This is a genomic window from Sorangium sp. So ce176, from assembly GCF_051519835.1.
In the GTDB taxonomy this organism is placed as follows: domain Bacteria; phylum Myxococcota_A; class Polyangia; order Polyangiales; family Polyangiaceae; genus Sorangium; species Sorangium cellulosum_G.
Genome location: NZ_CP150371.1, coordinates 446,827 through 462,626, shown reverse-complemented (window position 1 = coordinate 462,626; position 15,800 = coordinate 446,827). Strand labels below are relative to the sequence as shown.

The following is a 15,800-nucleotide window of genomic DNA, read 5'->3' as shown; positions in this document are numbered from 1 at the left end:
GTCTATTGCGGATCATTTCGCTGTGCGCAACCTCGGCCGCTCTCCGTGCTGGAGACGCCGGCCGCCGCGGAAGCGCCGCGGCGGCGTCGCACCGCCTCGCCGCCGCGCCGGAAAAAGCTCCGCCATGGGCGGTCCGCGGGCGCCCCACGGCGCTGCGTCTCGTGTACCCTCCCCCCTCGGCTGGTACCCGGTACACCGGGGCGCGCGGCGAAACGGAGCTCGCCCCGGCGCGCCCGTCCCGCGAGTGCCCGAGTCCGGCCCTGACCTTACGCATCGCTAGGTGACCTACAATGTACCACTGGAAGATGGGTCGGCAGCTCGCGGTGGGGGTGCACGCCAGGACCGCCGCGCTCGCCGCGCTGCTCGGCGCCGTGTGCTTCCCGTCGAGCGCCCGCGCGCAGCCCGAGGACGGCGTCGACAGCAAGCTGGACGACCCCCCCGCGGCCGAGAAGCAGGCCGACGACGAGAAGGCGCAGGGCGACGAGACGCCCGGTGAGAAGGACAGGGAGCTGGAGGCCGCGCCGGAGCCCACCGACGCCAACGCCCCGCTCGAGAAGGACGGCAAGGCCTACAAGTTCATCGGGGTCCGGTTCCGGAACGTCATCGTCCCGAAGTTCATGATCAACCTCTTCGCCGACGGCGGCGCGTCGGTGAACGTCTTCACGTTCGGCCCGGAGTTCACCACGCGCAAGAACGGCCTCGAGCTCGATCTGGCGCTGTCCTACGCCGACTACTCGATGGATCCCTTCCTCTTCAAGGGGAAGAACGACAACCAGTTCGCCTGGGAGATGGTCTCCAGCGACATGAAGCTGGTCTATTTCACGAGCGATCTCCTCTTCGAGATCCCGCTCGACGAGGAGAAGGGCCGCTTCTCGCTCCTCGTCGGCGGCGGCGTCGGGCTCGGCGTCGTGTTCGGCGACCTCCACCGCGCCCAGGCGTACCCGAACGGCGCCGCGTCGAACCCGGGCCCCGACGACGTGAGCTCCTGGAGCCGCTGCACCGGCCCGGGCGGCCCGGGCGGCCCGTATTGCGACGCGTCCAACAACCACTACGGTGACTACGACGAGCCGAGCTGGGTCAACGGGGGCGCGAAGCCCTCGGTGTTCCCGTGGGTCTCGTTCCCGCAGGTGAGCTTCCGGTACAAGCCGATCAAGCAGCTCCAGACGCGGCTCGACGCCGGCATGTCCATCACCGGGTTCTTCTTCGGGATGTCCGCGGGGTATGGGCTCTGATCGAGGGATGACGTGACGTCTCACCCGCTGTTCCCCTCACGATACGAGCCGCTCGGGACGCTCGGAAAGGGCGGCGGCGGCGAGGTGTGGGCGGTGCGCGACCGGATCACCGGCAAGACGGTCGCGCTGAAGACGCTCGGCGAGGACGCGGAGGAGTCCGAGGTGCTCGCGCTCGTGCGCGAGGCGGCGGCGCTGTCGGGCGTCGAGGGCCTCGGCGTGCCGCGCGTGCTGCGCTTCGGCCGGCTGCCCGGATCGGGTCGGCCCTTCATGGTGCGCGAGCTCGTCGAGGGGACGAGCCTCGCCGACCTGCTCGTGCGCCCCGGCGACCTGACCAGGAAGCTCGAGGCCATCGCCGACGCGGCCGATCAGCTCACGCGCCTGCACCGCGCCCTCCTGCTGCACGGCGACGTGAAGCCCGCGAACATCATCGTGGGCGAGGGCGGCCGCGCGACGCTCGTCGACCTCGGCCTCGCGGCGCCGTTCCGCGACGGCGGCGCGCGGCCCGTGGGCCTCACGCCCCGCTACGCCGCGCCGGAGCTCTTCAAGGGCGACCCGCTCACCGTCCGCGCCGAGGTGTTCGCGCTCGGCGCGACGATCGCCGAGGCGCTCCGCGACGGCGCGGACGACGAGCGCGGTCCCTGCGTGGTCGCGGAGCTGCAGGCCGTCGTCGACAGGGCGACCGCCAGGGACCCGAACGCGCGCTACCCGAGCGCGGACGAGCTCGCGAACGCGCTCCGGCGCGCCGCGCGGCTCCCCTGCGGGCCGCACGAGGAGGACGCGCGGCAGGGCGCCGACGCGGGCGCGGTGGTGTGGCCGATCGTCGGGCTGGACGCGCCGTGCACGCGGCTGCTCGCGCAGATCATGGGCCTGCCCGCGGGCGGCGGGCTCTCGATCGCGGGGCCGCCCGGCTCCGGGCGGAGCGCGCTGCTCCGGCGCATCGCGTGGTCGCTCGAGGTCGGCGGGTACGGCGTCGCGTGGGTCGAGGCGGCCGGCGTGGCCGACCCGCGCGAGGCGCTCGCGATCGAGCTGTCCGGGCACGACCCCGGCCGGGTGACGGCGCTCGTCGACGACGCCGACCGGCTCGGCGGCGCGGCGCTCGAGCGGCTCGACGAGGTGCGCAAGGCCGGCGGCAAGCTCGTGCTCGTGGGCGGGAGAGAGCCGGCGAGCGGCGCCTTCGAGCGCTTCGAGGTGGCGCCGCTCGACGAGGAGGTCGCCCGCGAGCTCGTCCAGCGCACCATCCCGTCGCTGAGCGACGCGGTGGCCGCGCACGTCGTCGCGCGCGCGGGGCGGCGGCCGGGGCGCATCCGGGAGATCGTCGCGCGCATCGCCGGCGCGCCCGTCGCGTCGACCGAGGACGTCGACCGGCTCCTCGACGCGCCCCCCGCCTCCGGGGCGGCGGCCTCGGGCCGCGGCCCCGCGGGCGCCGAGGGGGAGGCGCTGCCGCCCGCGGAGATCCACCGGCTGCTCGATCGCGGCCACTTCGACGCGGCGGCGGAGGCGCTCGGCCGGTACGAGCGCGACGGCTCGCCCGCCGTCGTGCTCGCGCGCGCGCGGCTCGCCATGAACCGCGGCGACACAGCGCGGGCGCTCGCCGAGCTCCAGCGCGTGAAGGACGACGTCGCGGCCTCGGACGACCACGCGCTGGCGGCGTTCTGGTCGCTGCAGATGGCCCGGGCGCTCGTCCGCGTCGGCGACTACGGCGAGGCGGAGCGCCGCGCGGTCGAGGCCGTGGAGCGGGTGGGCCCGATCAAGCTCGAGGCGGAGCTCGCCGGCGGCGCGCGCTCGCAGCTCGCGTCGGTCGTCGCGTTCGGCGCCTCGCCCGAGGCGATCGCCTCCGAGGCGGTGGCGACGCGCGGGCTCGCGCAGAGCTTCGCGTCGCGGCACGAGGAGGCGAAGCGCACGCTCGAGCACGCGGTCCGGCTCGCGCGGCTCACGGGCGAGCCGCGGATCCTGTCGGTCGCGCTCGTCTCGCTCGCGTTCGCGCTCCAGCGGGACGACCGCCTGAGCGAGGCGAAGGCGGTCTACGAGGAGGCGCTCACGGCCGCGGAGCAGGCCGGCGACGCGGGCACGCTCGCGACGACGCGGCTGAACCTCGCCGCGCTCACGAAGCTGCAGGGCGACCTCGGCGCGGCGATCCGCCACCTGGAGGCCGCCGTGGACCTGGGCCGGCGCTCGGGCCGCGTGGCGACCATCCGCCAGGCGCTCCTCAACCTCGCGAACCTCGACCTCTACCTCGGGCGGCTCGCGCGGGCGCGGGTGTCGCTCGACGCGCTCGCCGCCCACCGCGCCGACCTCGCGCCGCAGCAGCACGCGCAGCTCCTCGCGCTCGAGGCGGAGCACGCGGCGCGCTCCGGCGACCTGGAGCAGGCCGAGCGGCTCTGCCTCCAGTGCGCCGAGGCGTACGAGGCGATGGGCCGGCGGGTCGACGGGGTCGAGGCGCGGCTCGAGCGCGTCCTCTTCGCGGTGCCGCGCCCCGGCGCCGACCCGCGCGCGCTCGGCGAGGAGATCGACGTGGCCGCCGAGCGCCTCGGGTCGACCGGGGCCCACCGCGCGCTGCTCGCGCTCGCGCGCGGGCGGGTCGCGGCGCTCGCGCGCGACGAGCGGCAGGCCCGGGCCGCGTACGACGAGGCGCTCGAGGCGGCGCGCGCCGCGGGCCAGCGCGACTGGATCTGGCGCGCGCTGGAGGCGCGGGCGCAGCTCGAGGCGGAGCGGGGGCACCTCATCCGGGCGCGCCACGACCGCGAGGAGGCGCTGATCACGCTCGAGGAGATCGCCTCGAAGCTGCCGCGCGACCTGCGGGAGGTCTTCTGGAACGACGGGCGGCGCAAGGAGATCCGGGCGGCCGCGATGCTCGAGCTGATGAGCGGCCGCACCGTGCCGTTCACGCAGAGCGCGGCGCCCCCCGGCGAGGACCGGCTGGCGCGGGTGCTCGAGATCAACCGGGCGATCGCCGGCGAGCACGACCTCACGCGCCTGCTCGCGAAGGTGACCGATCACGCGATCGCGCTCCTCCAGGCCGAGCGCGGGTTCGTCATCCTGCAGCGGCCGCCGCGCGACGAGCCGCCGCCGAGCGCGGGCGAGGCCGCGGTCGACCTCTCGATCCACGCCTCGCGCGACCAGGCCGGGGACGACCCGCACGCGCGGTTCTCCAGCTCGATCGCCGAGCGGGTGATCTCCACCGGCGAGCCGGTCGTGACCGCGAGCGCGCGCGACGACGCGCGCATGAGCGATTACGTCTCGGTCCACCAGCTCATGCTGCAGTCGGTCGCCTGCGTGCCGATCCGGCAGCGGAGCGGGCAGGTGATCGGCGCGCTGTACCTGGAGACGCGGCTGAGCGCGGCGGCGAAGTTCGAGGCCGAGCTGCCCACGCTGACGGCGCTGGCCGACCAGGTGGCGATCGCGATCGAGACAGCGCGGCTCGTCAGCGAGAACGAGCGCCGCGCCCGCGAGCTCGAGCGGACCAACGAGGAGCTGCGCGCCGCGCGCGCCAAGCTCGAGGAGCTGCTCGGCCACCGCACCGCGCAGCTCGCCGCGACGCGGCGGGATCTGCGCTCGGCGCGCGCGGTGATCCGCGGGCATTTCGGCTACGAGGGCCTGGTCGGCACGAGCGAGGCGATGCGCCGCGTGTACGCGCTGATCGACCGGGTGAAGGACACGGACATCCCGATCCTCATCACCGGCGAGAGCGGGACGGGCAAGGAGGTCGTCGCGCGGACGATCCACAACGCGAGCCCGCGGGCGAAGAAGCCGTTCGTCGGGGTCAACTGCGGCGCGATCCCGGAGCACCTGCTGGAGAGCGAGCTGTTCGGGCACATGCGCGGGGCGTTCACGGGCGCGGACCGCGACCGCAAGGGGCTCTTCCGGGAGGTGACGGGGGGGACGATCCTGCTCGACGAGATCGGCGAGATGCCGCAGAAGATGCAGGCCGGGCTGCTCCGGGTGCTGCAGGAGAAGGTCGTGCGCCCCGTCGGCGGCGCGCGCGAGGAGCCGGTCGACGCGCGCGTCATCGCGGCGACGCACAGGGACCTCTCCGACATGGTCTCGCGCGGCACGTTCCGCGAGGATCTCTACTACCGGCTCCACGTCGTCGAGGTGCGGGTGCCGTCGCTGCGGCAGCGGATCGAGGACATCCCGCTGCTCATCGACTACTTCCTCGGGATCTTCGCGGCGCGCTACGGGCGCGATCGCCGCAGCGTCTCCCGCGCGGCGCTGAAGCGGCTGTCGGCCTACAGCTGGCCCGGCAACGTGCGGCAGCTCGAGAACGTGCTGCTCAACGCGTGGGTCCTCTCGGACCGCCCCGAGCTGGAGAGCGACGACTTCGAGCTCCCCGACGCGGCGCCGCGGTCGCTGCGGGCCCCCGAGCCGCCGCCGGTGCCGCGCGCGCCAGCGAGCGGCACCGGCGCGCGCGGCGCGGGCGGCGCGGCCGGCGCGGGTGAAATGAGCGCCGGTCGGGCCCCGCCGCCGCCGCCGTCGAGCGATCGGCGCGTCGAGACGTCGCTCGACGCGCACAAGGCGAGCGAGCGAGAGCGGATCCTTGTCGCGCTCTCGTCCTGCAACTGGAACCGCGTGAAGGCGGCGCAGGTGGTGGGCCTGCCGCGCCGGACGTTCTACCGGCGGCTGAAGGAGTACGGGATCCAGTGAGCGCTCGCCGCGCGCGGCGCGGCGTACCGTGGAGCGAGGGCTCCTGGCGCGGGGCCCCGGCGGCGCCTTGGCCAGGGATCTCCTTTGCGCGAGCATCGTGGAGGAGGGCTCTCCCCGGGCCCTGCTCCTCGCGGCCCGTTCCCGGCAGGGTCGGTAGGAGGGCGAAGAGGGCGCGGCCCTTCGGGTGGGTTCGTCGCGATCCTCCAGAGCGACCGCCCGTCGCGCCGGGACGACACGTGCGCGGTCGCGGGGAGCGGTCCGATGCCGAATCGACGAGCGAACAAGACGGCGGTGGTGGCCCGGGCCCGGGCAGCCGTCGAGCGCGCTGGCGGCCGCGGCGCTCGCGGGCCGGGGCAAGCGCTGACCTCGGCGCGCCGCCCGGCCGGCCGCGCGCGTTGCGGTCTTGCCGGGCTGCGCGCCTCCGGGCAGGCTTCCGCTGTGTGGAACGGGCGCGCCACCCCGGTCGCGCCGCTGCGCCACGCGCACAGGATCCCGTGAGCGATCGTTCGAATCTCGCCGCCTCCCTCGACGGCGCGCCCCTCTCCGACGAGGAGGCGCGCGATCTCTGGACGCGGTTCAGCCGGTACATGGATGAGCACCGCGGCGACGTCGCGGGCTTCGCGCGCGAGAACGGCTACGTCAGCGTGACGCCGACCTTCGAGCGCGGCCGAGCGCTGCTCGTGGTCCGGACGACGGAGGCGCCGCCGGAGAAGCCCGCGCCGCGCGCCGCCGCGGGCAGGCCCGCGCCGCGCCCGGGCGGCGGCGGCAAGCCGCGCCCGGGCGGCAGCAAGCCGACCCCGCGCGGCGGCAGCGGCAAGCCCGCGCGCGGCAGGCGGCGGCGCTGAGCGCCCTTCTGCCGGCGCGGTTCAGGGCGCCGGCGGATGGACCCTCGAGAGATTTAGAACCACAGAGGCACAGAGGGCACAGAGGAAGAGAGAAGAGAAAAAGAGAGAAGAGGATAAGAGTCTCTATCTCTCTTCTCTGTCTTTCTTCTTTATCTCTCTTCTCTCCCTCTGTGCCCTCTGTGCCTCTGTGGTTCAAATTCTCTCTGTAGTTCTGAATCTCTAGAATCTCTCCCGCTCGTAGCGCTTCGGGGCGCTCGACACCCTGGAGTCGCGCGTCGCGCCTTCCTCCTGGCGCGCCGCGATCCGGCCGGCGAGGACGGCCTCGGCCAGCTCGCGGTGCCCGGGGCTCGTCGCGCGATCGGCGCGCGCGAGCGACTGCTCCGCCGCGGCGCGCGCCTCGGCCGCGCGCCCGGCGAGCGCGTGCGTCCGGGCGATCTCGGCCAGCGTCGCGGAGAGCTCCGAGGCGTTGCCCGAGACCTCCAGGAGCCGCTTCGCGCTCAGGTAGAGCGACAGCGCGCCGCCGAGATCCCCCTGGATGCGCGCGAGATCGCCGCGCGCCCGGAGCACGCCGGCCTGGCCGGCGCCGTCCTCCAGCACCTCGAACAGGGCGAGCGCCTGCTCGTAGTCCGAGAGCGCGTCCTCCAGGTCCGACGCGTCGGCGGCGGCGACGCTCACGAGCTCGGCCACCAGCTCGAACTGCGCGCGGCGGAGATCGCCGCGCGCCTTGAGCGTCGCGGCCTGGCCGCGGCGCTCGAAGCCCGAGCGGAACAGCGCGAGCGCGCGGTCGTAGTCGCGCACCGCGTCCACGAGGTCCTCCTGCTGGGAGCGCAGATCGCCGCGGGCCTTGAGCACCAGGGCCTGGCCCAGGAGATCGCGCGTCGTCGTGAACAGCTCGAGCGCCTGATCGTAGTCGCGCTCGGCGCCCGCGAGATCCCCCTGCCGGGTCCGCAGATCGCCGCGCGCCTTGAGCGCGCTGGCCTGCCCGAGGTGGTCCTCGGTGGCCTGGTACAGCGTGAGCGCCCAGTCGTAGTCGCGCGCGGCGCCCGTCACGTTGTCCTGGCCGAGGCGCATGTCGCCGCGCGCCTTGAGCACGCTGGCCTGGCCGCTCCGGTCGCCCGCGCCCTGGAACAGCGCGAGCGCGGTGCTGTAGTCGCGCGCCGCGCCCGGCAGGTTGCGGAGGCGGACGCGGAGGTCGCCGCGCGCCTTGAGCGCCCGCCCGTGCGCGGCGCCGTGAGGGCGGGCGCGCGGCTGCTGCTCCGAGGGCACCAGGCCGTCGACGTCCGACGTCGGCGAGCGCGACCCGGCGCGCGGCTTGAGCGGCTCGCGATCGCCGAGCTGCAGGAAGACCTGGATCGCCAGATCGTAGTCGCAGACAGCGCCGCCGAGGTCGCCCTCCTCCGCGCGCGCGAAGCCCCGCGCGCGCAGCGCGTCCCCCTCCCCCGCGCGGTCGCCCGCGGCCTGGAACAGCGTGAGCGCCTCGTCGTAGTCGCGCACAGCCTGGACAGGGACGCCCTCCCGCAGGCGCAGCGCGCCGCGGTCCATGAGCACCTGGGCCTGGCCGAGCGCGTCGCCCGCGGCCCGGAACAGCGCGAGCGCCTCGTCGTAGTCGCGCACCGCTGTCGCGTAGTCGTTCCGGCGGACCAGCAGGTTGGCGCGCTCCCGCAGCGCGTGGCCGCGCGCCTCCGGCGCTGTGCCGTTGAGGCTCGGCGGCGCGCCGCTCGAGCGGGGCGCCCGCACCCCGACGTCGCCGAGCGCCTCGGCCATCGATCCGCTCTTCGGCGCGCAGCGCTCGGTCACGCTGTCGAAAGAGCGCTGGGTAGGAGGATCGCCATCCACCCCCTTCGACTCGGGCTGGGCGTCGGCGCGGCGAAGCATGGGCATGATAGAGAGACCATCATACCGCGGCCGCGCCTCCCCCGTGGGGACATTGCGCCGGCGTCCGCGCGTGTGGCTTCCCGCATGTGGCCGGGATTCCAGGCGCTTTCTTACGGAAGCTCCGGGCCCCCTCCTACCGGGCTGCGGCGGTTTCCCGAGGAGCCTGCCGGGCTCCGACGCCGACGGTCGCCCCGACGACCCGCGCGTTTCGTCGCGGCCGGCGCGGCGGCCGGGGGCTCAGAGGCCCTTGCGCGAGATGAGCACCGCGTCGCGCTCGACCTCGTGCATCGCGTGCGTCACGAGCGCCGCGGCCGTGCGCTCCCGTACGTGCACGATGCGCAGCTCGGCGTAGGTCTCGTCGGGCAGCAGCTCCTCGTCGACGCCGAACTTCGGCGCGTCGACCTGCGCCGGCCGCTCGTCCTGCACCCGCGGCCTGAGCGTCGCCAGCTTGCCGGCGCCCCCGAGCTGCTGCACCCAGCGGTCGCCGCGCCGGACCGCGAAGAAGCGCTGCCCGAGCTTCACGCCGTCCTTCTCGCCCTTGTCGATGAACATCACCTGGAACTGGCCGAAGAGCTGGTAGGGGTAGACCGACGCGAGGATCTTCGCCTCCAGGTCCTGCTCGGCGCCCGCCGGCGGGACCACGTCGAAGCGGCGCGCCACCGAGCCCACCCGGTCCCCGCGCTCGATCACGTCGAGCGACTCGATGAGCCGCGCGCGCACCATGTGCGTCTTCGGGTTGTAGCGGTCGACGCGCGCCGTGCCGCGCACGGTCACGAGCTCGCCCCGCACGTCCCCGCTCCTCACCTTCTTGATCTCGCGGAAGATCGTGAGGTCCTGGCCGATCGCGACGTCGTGATCGTCCGAGAGCTGCAGGTAGACGTCGTCGCCCTCGCTGAGGAGCATCTGGTCCTCGGGGCTCGCGACGAGCTCGCCCCACGTGTCCTTGTTCACGTCGTCGACCCAGCCGAGGTCGCGCAGGAAGATCGTCTTCGGCGGCACCCGCGACCCGCGGCCCGTCGCGCGCGCTCCGAACCCGATGCTGCCGCGGGTCGGCCCCTCGCTCGGGTCGCGGAGCCGGATCCTGTCGCCCGGGTAGATCCAGTGCGGGTTCTGGAGCTGCGGGTTCAGCGCCCAGACCTGAGGCCAGGCGTAGGGGTTCGTGTAGTACCTGCCCGAGATGTCCCAGAGCGTGTCGCCGCGCCGCACCGAGTGCGCCTCGGGCACGAACTGCCCCTCGACGACGTAGCTCCCGCCCGCGCTGCCCCGCACCGAGGCGGCGCCCTCGCTGCGGCGGCCCAGATCGAAGCCGTCCGACGGGCGCGACGTGTCCGTCGTGCCCCGCGAGCTCGAGGGGAGGTGGGCGTTCGGATCGAACCCCGGCTGGGGGAAGCCCGGCGGCATCACGACCTGCGTGTCGACGGTCGGCTCGCCCGGCGGGAGCTGGACCACGGTGACGCCCGGCACCTGGGCGCCGGCGGCGCCCTGCTCGGCGCCCTGATCCTGGGCGAGCGCCAGCGGCGGCGCCGCGGCGAGCGCCAGGGAGACCAGGATCCACGTTGCCTTCGCGGGGAACTTCATCGCTTGCGCCTCGACGGGGTGGAGAGGGGCGGGCTCGACGGCGGCGTCCCGCCCGGAGGCTCATCAACGACGACGCCGTGCGCTGTCGAGCGGAGCACGGGCGGCCGCGCGGCGCCGTCGCTCTGCGGCTCCGCCTCGGTCCCCGGCGCCGCCTCCGGCGCGAGCCGCACCACCTCGAGGTCGGGCCGGTCCGGCTCTTCCTTCGAGGCGGCGCGGGCCTCGGCCGCGCCGGCTGCCTCGGCGCGCGCGGCGCCGCGGGGGCCGCCGCGCGAGAGCTCCAGCGAGCCGACGCGGTCCGCGAGCACCGCGCTCTCCGCGCGGCTCCTCACGAGCTCCGCGCGCAGCTCGGCCAGCTGTCGATCGACGATCGCGTCCCGTCCCCCGCCGCACCCGGCGGCGAGCGCGGCGAGCGACAGCCCCAGCGAGCAGATGCCCAGGCGTGTCCTCATGCAGCGCCCAGCCTACCCGCCGCCGCGCCGGCCGGCCAAACGCGCGGCGATCTCCGCGCGCGCGCGGAGTTCTGCTAGGGTCGCGCGTCGCCAACCGGCGGAGAGGGGACAACGTGCGGAAACTCCTGCTGATTTTCGTGATCGGGACGGCGTGCGCCGGGGCCGCCTGCGGCGATGACGGCGAGCCGCCCCAGCCGACCGCGTGCTTCGACTACGGCGCGTTCGACGGCGCCACCCCCGAGGTGAGCTTCAGGGCCGACGTCCTCCCCCTCTTCCAGCGGGGCTGCGCGTTCAGCTCGACATGCCACGGCGCCGAGGCCGGCTCGGCGGGCTTCGCGTACCTCGGCCCGCCGCTGAGCGAGCAGGCCACGGACGCGCAGATCGACGCGATCGTGGCCCAGAACGTCGGCGTCGCGTCGCGTGCCCCGTCCGGCATGCCCCGGATCGCGGCCGGCGACCCCGCGAACAGCTTCCTCCTGCACAAGCTCGACGGCACCCTGACCTGCGGGGACCTCGAGTGCGCCCCCGAGGGCTGCGGGAAGTCCATGCCCGCCGGCGGCGACACCCTGCCCGCGGCGGAGCGGGACACCATCCGCAGGTGGATCCAGCAGGGGGCCAAGGTCAATTGATCGGACGGCTCTCCGGTCACGTCGTCGAGGAGGGTGACGAGGGCACTGTCGTGCTCGACGTCGCCGGGGTCGGCTACGAGGTGACGGTCCCGCTCGGCGCCCTGGGCCGCGCGCGCGGCATCGCCGGCTCGGACGCGATCACCCTGTTCGTCCACACCCACGTGCGCGAGGACGCGCTCCTCCTCTACGGCTTCGCGACCCGCGAGGACAGGGCCGCCTTCCGCGTGCTCATCGGCATCTCCAGCATCGGCCCGAAGATCGCGCTGGCCATCCTCAGCGCGCTCGGCGCGGCGGAGCTCGCCGCCGTGATCGCGCGCCGGGAGACCGCGCGCCTCACGGCCATCCCCGGCGTCGGCAAGAAGACAGCCGAGCGGCTCGTCCTCGAGCTGAAGGACAAGCTCGTCAACCTCCCCTCGGTCCCGCTCTCCGCCGCCGCCCCGCCGCCCGCGGCCACGGGCGCCAAGCAGGACCTGCTGCAGAGCGCGCTCACCCGCATGGGCTACCGGCCGGCCGAGGCCGAGCGCGCGGTCACCGCCCTCGGCGCGCGCGTCGAGAGCGCCCCGCTCGGCGACCTCGTGCGCGACGCGCTCGCGCTCCTGTCCAAGTGAGCCGCCCGCGCGCCCGCCCCCCTGCAGGACGACCGGTCGGCGCGCGCCGCGGCGCGCCCGGTCCCGCGCGCCTGCCTGTGCGCCTGCCGCGCACGCCCGCGGGGCGCCGCGCACGGAGAGAAGCGACAGACAGTCGACAGAAGGCGGCCGCGGCGAATATGCTCCCGCCGCCGTTCGCCCTGAGACCCCGTCCGGTCGCTCGTTGTGAGGAGGCCTGGTGATCACCTGCCCGAAGTGCTCCAAGGAAAATCAGGACCATTACAAGTTCTGCCTCGGCTGCGGCGCCGAGCTGCCTCGCGACGTGTCGCCGAAGAAGTTCGCGCCGGGCACGCCGCCCCACGGCGTGCCGGCGGCCTCGCGGTCGAACAACTACGGCGATGAGCCGACCGCCATCGGCACCGGCGCACAGAAGGGCCCGGCGCTCGCGCCCCCGCGCGCGTCCCAGCCTCCCGCGGTCCAGCCCCCCGCGCTCGTCGACCCCGCGGCGTTCGCCGCCCCGATCCGGGGCGAGGACACCGCCACGAGCCGGAAGGCGGGAGCCGCGGCGCCGTCGACCGCGGCGGCCGGCGCGGGGACGGTCGTCTGCCCGCAGTGCCAGGAGCCCAACCCGCCGAGCAACAAGTTCTGCGCGCTCTGCGGCTTCAAGCTCGTCAAGCCGGCGAACCTGTCCGTGCAGCCGCCCCCGCCGGTGGTGTCGACGTCCGGCGCCGCGAACGTCGTGCTGACGGCGCTCCGGGCCGACGGCACCGAGGCCGGCTCGTACACCCTGCCCGCGAACCCGACGACGATCGGGCGCGACTCGGGCGCGATCTTCGGCGGCGACAGCTACCTCTCCCCGCGCCACGCGACGTTCTCGATCAAGGGCGGGCGGCTCTTCGTCAAGGACGAGAGCTCGCTGAACGGCGTCTACCGCAGGCTGCGCCGGGACACGCCGGTGCAGCTCGACAACGGCGACGTCTTCCGCATCGGCCAGGAGCTCGTCCGCCTGGAGTCGCTCGCCCCCGCGCCCGCGACGCCCGACGGCGTCGAGCGGCTCGGCAGCCCGTCGAAGGGCTACGTCGCGCGGCTGGCGCTGATCATCGGCCGGGACGCGACAGGCAACGCGTTCCCCGTCCCCGACACCGGCCTGCACCTCGGGCGCGAGCGCGGCGACATCCTCTTCCCCGAGGACGGCTACGTCTCCGGGCTCCACTGCCAGATCTCGGTCCAGGGCGGCCGGCTGTCCCTCACGGACCTGGGCAGCTCGAACGGCACCTTCCTCCGCGTCCTCGGCGAGACGGAGATCACGGGGGGCGACATCCTCCTCATGGGTCAGCAGCTCTTCCGCGTGACCGTCTGACGGAGCGAGGTCCGCGCTCCGGGGACGCGACCGTCCCGCTCGCACAACCCGATGCCCCGTCGTACGCTGGGCACCCCGAGACGCCGCCATGGAAAGTGTCCGCACCATCCGCGTGGTCGCCGCCGTGATCGAGCAGGACGGCCGCTACCTCATCACCCAGCGCCGCCCGACCGCCGTGCTGCCGATGCTCTGGGAGTTCCCCGGTGGGCGCGTGGAGGAGAGCGAGACCGACGCGGCCGCGCTGAAGCGCGAGGTCCGGCACCGCCTCGGCGTCGAGATCGAGGTCGGCCAGCTCATCTCGTTCGTGAGCCACCCGTACGAGCGCTACGTCGTCGACCTGTACCTCTACGAGTGCCACATCAGGAGCGGCGAGCTCGCCTCGCTCGCCGTGAACGCGTTCCGGTGGGTCACGAGCGCCGAGTTCGATCGCTACCCGTTCACGCCGGCCGACGAGGCCAGCATGAACAAGCTCCTCGGCATGTCCTGACGCGACCCCGCGCCGGCCGGCCCTGACGCGCGGCATCGACCCACGCGGCGAGGGCCGCCGGCCCCGGCGCCTCACAGGCGCGGCGAGCGCCGCAGCAGCACGAGGAACAGCGGCCCGCCGAGGATCGCTGTCACGGCGCCCACGGGCGGCTCGGTGCCGAGCCACCGGAACAGGAGGCGCGCGAGGAGGTCGCACGTCGTGAGCAGCACGGCCCCGGCGACGAGCGACAGCGGCAGGAGCAGCCGGTGATCCGCGCCGGCCAGCCGGCGGACCGCGTGCGGGACGATGAGGCCGACGAAGCCGATGAGGCCGGTGCGGCTGACGATCGCGCCGACGACGCACGAGGACGCGAAGAAGACGCGGCGCTCGACGGCGCGCACGTCGACGCCCAGGGTGCCGGCCGACTCGTCGCCGAGCGAGAGGAGGTTCAGGCGCGCGGCGTCGGCGAGGAGCACGGCGCAGCCCGCGGCCACGTAGGCGGCGACGCCGAGGAGGGCCGAGGTCGTGGGCAGCTCGACGAAGCCGATGAGCCACCGGAGGAGCTGCTGGGCGCGCGAGGGGGAGACGACCGTCTTGAGGAAGGTGATGAGGCCGGCCGCGATGGAGTTCACGATCACGCCGGCGAGGAGCATCGAGGCGCCGGAGGTGCCCTCGGCCGCGCCGCGCGCGATCGCGTAGACGAGCACCGTCGAGGCGAGGCCGCCGGCGAGCGCCGCCGCCGGCAGGAGCGTCGCGCCGAGCACCGTCGCCGAGCCGACGCCGAGCGCGATGGCGACCGCGGCGCCGAGGGCGGAGCCGCCGGAGACGCCGAGCACGTACGGCTCGGCCAGCGGGTTCTGGAGCAGCGCCTGGAACGCGACGCCCACGGCCGCGAGGCCGGCGCCGGAGATCGCCGCGAGGAGCACGCGCGGCAGGCGCACGTCGAGCAGGAGGGTCCGGTCGAGGCCCGGGCCCGCGAGGGCGCGCTCGAGCGAGACGGGCTCGGCGCCGAGGAGCACGGCGGCGAGGAGCGCGAGGACGAGCGCCGCGGGCGCCGCGGCGAGGGCGAGCGCGCCTGGCCGTGGGAGCGCGCGGCCGGACCCGGGGGTCGTCAATCCTGGCCGCCTCCGCGCGCCGCGGGCGGCAAGGTGGCGGGGCCGCTGTTGCGCTCGGCGTTCCGCTCGTAGATGAGGCGCAGGCCCGTGAGCGTCAGGTCGTCGTCGACCACCTCGATGGTCTCTGTCTGCGGCGCGATGAGCCGCGCCAGGCCGCCCGTGGCGACGACCCGGCACGGGTAGCCGAGCTCGCGCCGGAGCCGGGCCACGAGCCCGTCGACGAGGCCGGCGTAGCCGTACACGATGCCCGACTGCATCGAGTGGACGGGGTTGCGGCCGACGACCCGGGGCGGGAGGGCGATCTCGACGCGGGAGAGCCGCGCGGCGCGGGAGAAGAGCGCCTCGGCGCTGATCTGGATGCCCGGCGCGATGACGCCGCCGAGGTACTCGCCGCGCGGGGTCACGCAGTCGAACGTCGTCGCGGTGCCGAAGTCGACGACGATGACGCCGCTCGCGGCGGCGTGATCGCCCCGGCCCGCCTCGCCGCCCCGGCCCAGGTCGATCCCGTGCTCGCGCGCCGACGGGGGCTCCGCCGCCCGCTTCACCCACTCGTGCGCGGCGACCGCGTTGACGATCCTGTCGGCGCCGACCTCGCGCGGGTTCTCGTAGAGGATCGACATGCCGGTCTTGATGCCCGGCCCGACGACGAGCGGCTCGATCCCGAACGCCCGCTCGACGAGCCCCACCATCGTGTCGGTCAGCGTCGGCACGACGCTCGCGATGACAGCGCTGTCGATGCGGGCGAGGTCGACGCGGCGGAGGTCGAGCATCTGCCGCACGAGCACGGCGTACTCGTCCGCTGTGCGCGAGCGCGCGCTCTCGCAGCGGAGGTGGTGCCGGAGCGCCTCGCCCTCCAGCACCCCGAAGCTGATGTTGGTGTTCCCGACGTCGATGGCGAGCAGCATGCTGGCGGGACTCTAGCGCCGCGCGCGGAGAGGCCGTCAGGATTTGTGGCCGCCGCGCGGAACGGTGCGTGGAACGATGCGTGGAACGATGCGCGGAACGATGCGCGGAACGGTGCGC

The 15,800-nt window shown here is 74.8% G+C and carries 12 protein-coding genes; 7 read left to right on the top strand and 5 right to left on the bottom strand.

The features are described 5' to 3' along the window. The first annotated feature begins 290 nt into the window (after positions 1 to 290). The 3 genes from WMF42_RS01745 to WMF42_RS01735 all read left to right on the top strand — a co-directional run bounded on the left by WMF42_RS01745 (position 291) and on the right by WMF42_RS01735 (position 6,718). Positions 291 to 1,232, top strand: a complete 942-nt coding sequence (locus tag WMF42_RS01745) for a hypothetical protein (RefSeq protein WP_437689897.1) — start codon at positions 291 to 293, stop codon at positions 1,230 to 1,232. A 12-nt stretch (positions 1,233 to 1,244) separates the two neighbouring features. Next, a complete protein-coding gene (locus tag WMF42_RS01740) occupies positions 1,245 to 5,873 on the top strand; it encodes a sigma 54-interacting transcriptional regulator (RefSeq protein WP_437689896.1) in 4,629 nt (1,542 codons plus the stop codon). A 494-nt stretch (positions 5,874 to 6,367) separates the two neighbouring features. Next, positions 6,368 to 6,718 carry a hypothetical protein gene (locus WMF42_RS01735; RefSeq protein ID WP_437689895.1) on the top strand — a complete coding sequence of 117 codons (351 nt, stop codon included), beginning with the start codon at positions 6,368 to 6,370 and terminating at the stop codon, positions 6,716 to 6,718. 219 nt (positions 6,719 to 6,937) lie between these two features. On the opposite strand, the gene WMF42_RS01730 is transcribed toward WMF42_RS01735, so the two are convergent. The 3 genes from WMF42_RS01730 to WMF42_RS01720 form a co-directional block, all read right to left on the bottom strand. Continuing rightward, positions 6,938 to 8,599: a tetratricopeptide repeat protein gene (locus WMF42_RS01730; RefSeq protein WP_233561994.1), complete on the bottom strand. Its 1,662-nt coding sequence runs from the start codon at positions 8,597 to 8,599 to the stop codon at positions 6,938 to 6,940. A 231-nt stretch (positions 8,600 to 8,830) separates the two neighbouring features. Then, positions 8,831 to 10,171, bottom strand: coding sequence for a LysM peptidoglycan-binding domain-containing protein (locus WMF42_RS01725; RefSeq protein WP_061610197.1), 1,341 nt, complete (start codon positions 10,169 to 10,171; stop codon positions 8,831 to 8,833). Then, complete coding sequence (locus WMF42_RS01720) at positions 10,168 to 10,620, bottom strand: hypothetical protein (RefSeq protein WP_233561993.1); 453 nt, start codon at positions 10,618 to 10,620, stop codon at positions 10,168 to 10,170. The genes WMF42_RS01725 and WMF42_RS01720 overlap by 4 nt, the downstream gene beginning before the upstream one ends. A gap of 113 nt (positions 10,621 to 10,733) precedes the next feature. Between WMF42_RS01720 and WMF42_RS01715 the strand changes: the two genes are divergently transcribed. The 4 genes from WMF42_RS01715 to WMF42_RS01700 all read left to right on the top strand — a co-directional run bounded on the left by WMF42_RS01715 (position 10,734) and on the right by WMF42_RS01700 (position 13,683). After that, positions 10,734 to 11,249 (top strand): hypothetical protein, encoded by a 516-nt coding sequence (locus tag WMF42_RS01715; protein ID WP_061610196.1) that lies wholly within the window; start codon positions 10,734 to 10,736, stop codon positions 11,247 to 11,249. Next, the gene (gene ruvA, locus WMF42_RS01710; protein ID WP_061610195.1) at positions 11,246 to 11,857 is read left to right on the top strand and encodes a Holliday junction branch migration protein RuvA; all 612 of its coding nucleotides are present in this window, start codon (positions 11,246 to 11,248) and stop codon (positions 11,855 to 11,857) included. Before WMF42_RS01715 ends, ruvA begins: the two co-directional genes overlap by 4 nt. 217 nt (positions 11,858 to 12,074) lie before the next feature. Beyond that, positions 12,075 to 13,196 (top strand): FHA domain-containing protein, encoded by a 1,122-nt coding sequence (locus WMF42_RS01705; protein WP_437689894.1) that lies wholly within the window; start codon positions 12,075 to 12,077, stop codon positions 13,194 to 13,196. An 88-nt stretch (positions 13,197 to 13,284) separates the two neighbouring features. Beyond that, positions 13,285 to 13,683, top strand: a complete 399-nt coding sequence (locus tag WMF42_RS01700) for a (deoxy)nucleoside triphosphate pyrophosphohydrolase (RefSeq protein ID WP_061610193.1) — start codon at positions 13,285 to 13,287, stop codon at positions 13,681 to 13,683. 71 nt (positions 13,684 to 13,754) lie between these two features. Here WMF42_RS01700 and WMF42_RS01695 read toward each other — a convergent pair whose 3' ends face one another. Beyond that, positions 13,755 to 14,777: a FecCD family ABC transporter permease gene (locus WMF42_RS01695; RefSeq protein ID WP_061610192.1), complete on the bottom strand. Its 1,023-nt coding sequence runs from the start codon at positions 14,775 to 14,777 to the stop codon at positions 13,755 to 13,757. Then, on the bottom strand, positions 14,774 to 15,682 hold the full coding sequence (locus WMF42_RS01690) for a type III pantothenate kinase (protein WP_437689893.1): 909 nt from the start codon (positions 15,680 to 15,682) through the stop codon (positions 14,774 to 14,776). Before WMF42_RS01690 ends, WMF42_RS01695 begins: the two co-directional genes overlap by 4 nt. Between the last annotated feature and the right edge of the window lie 118 nt (positions 15,683 to 15,800).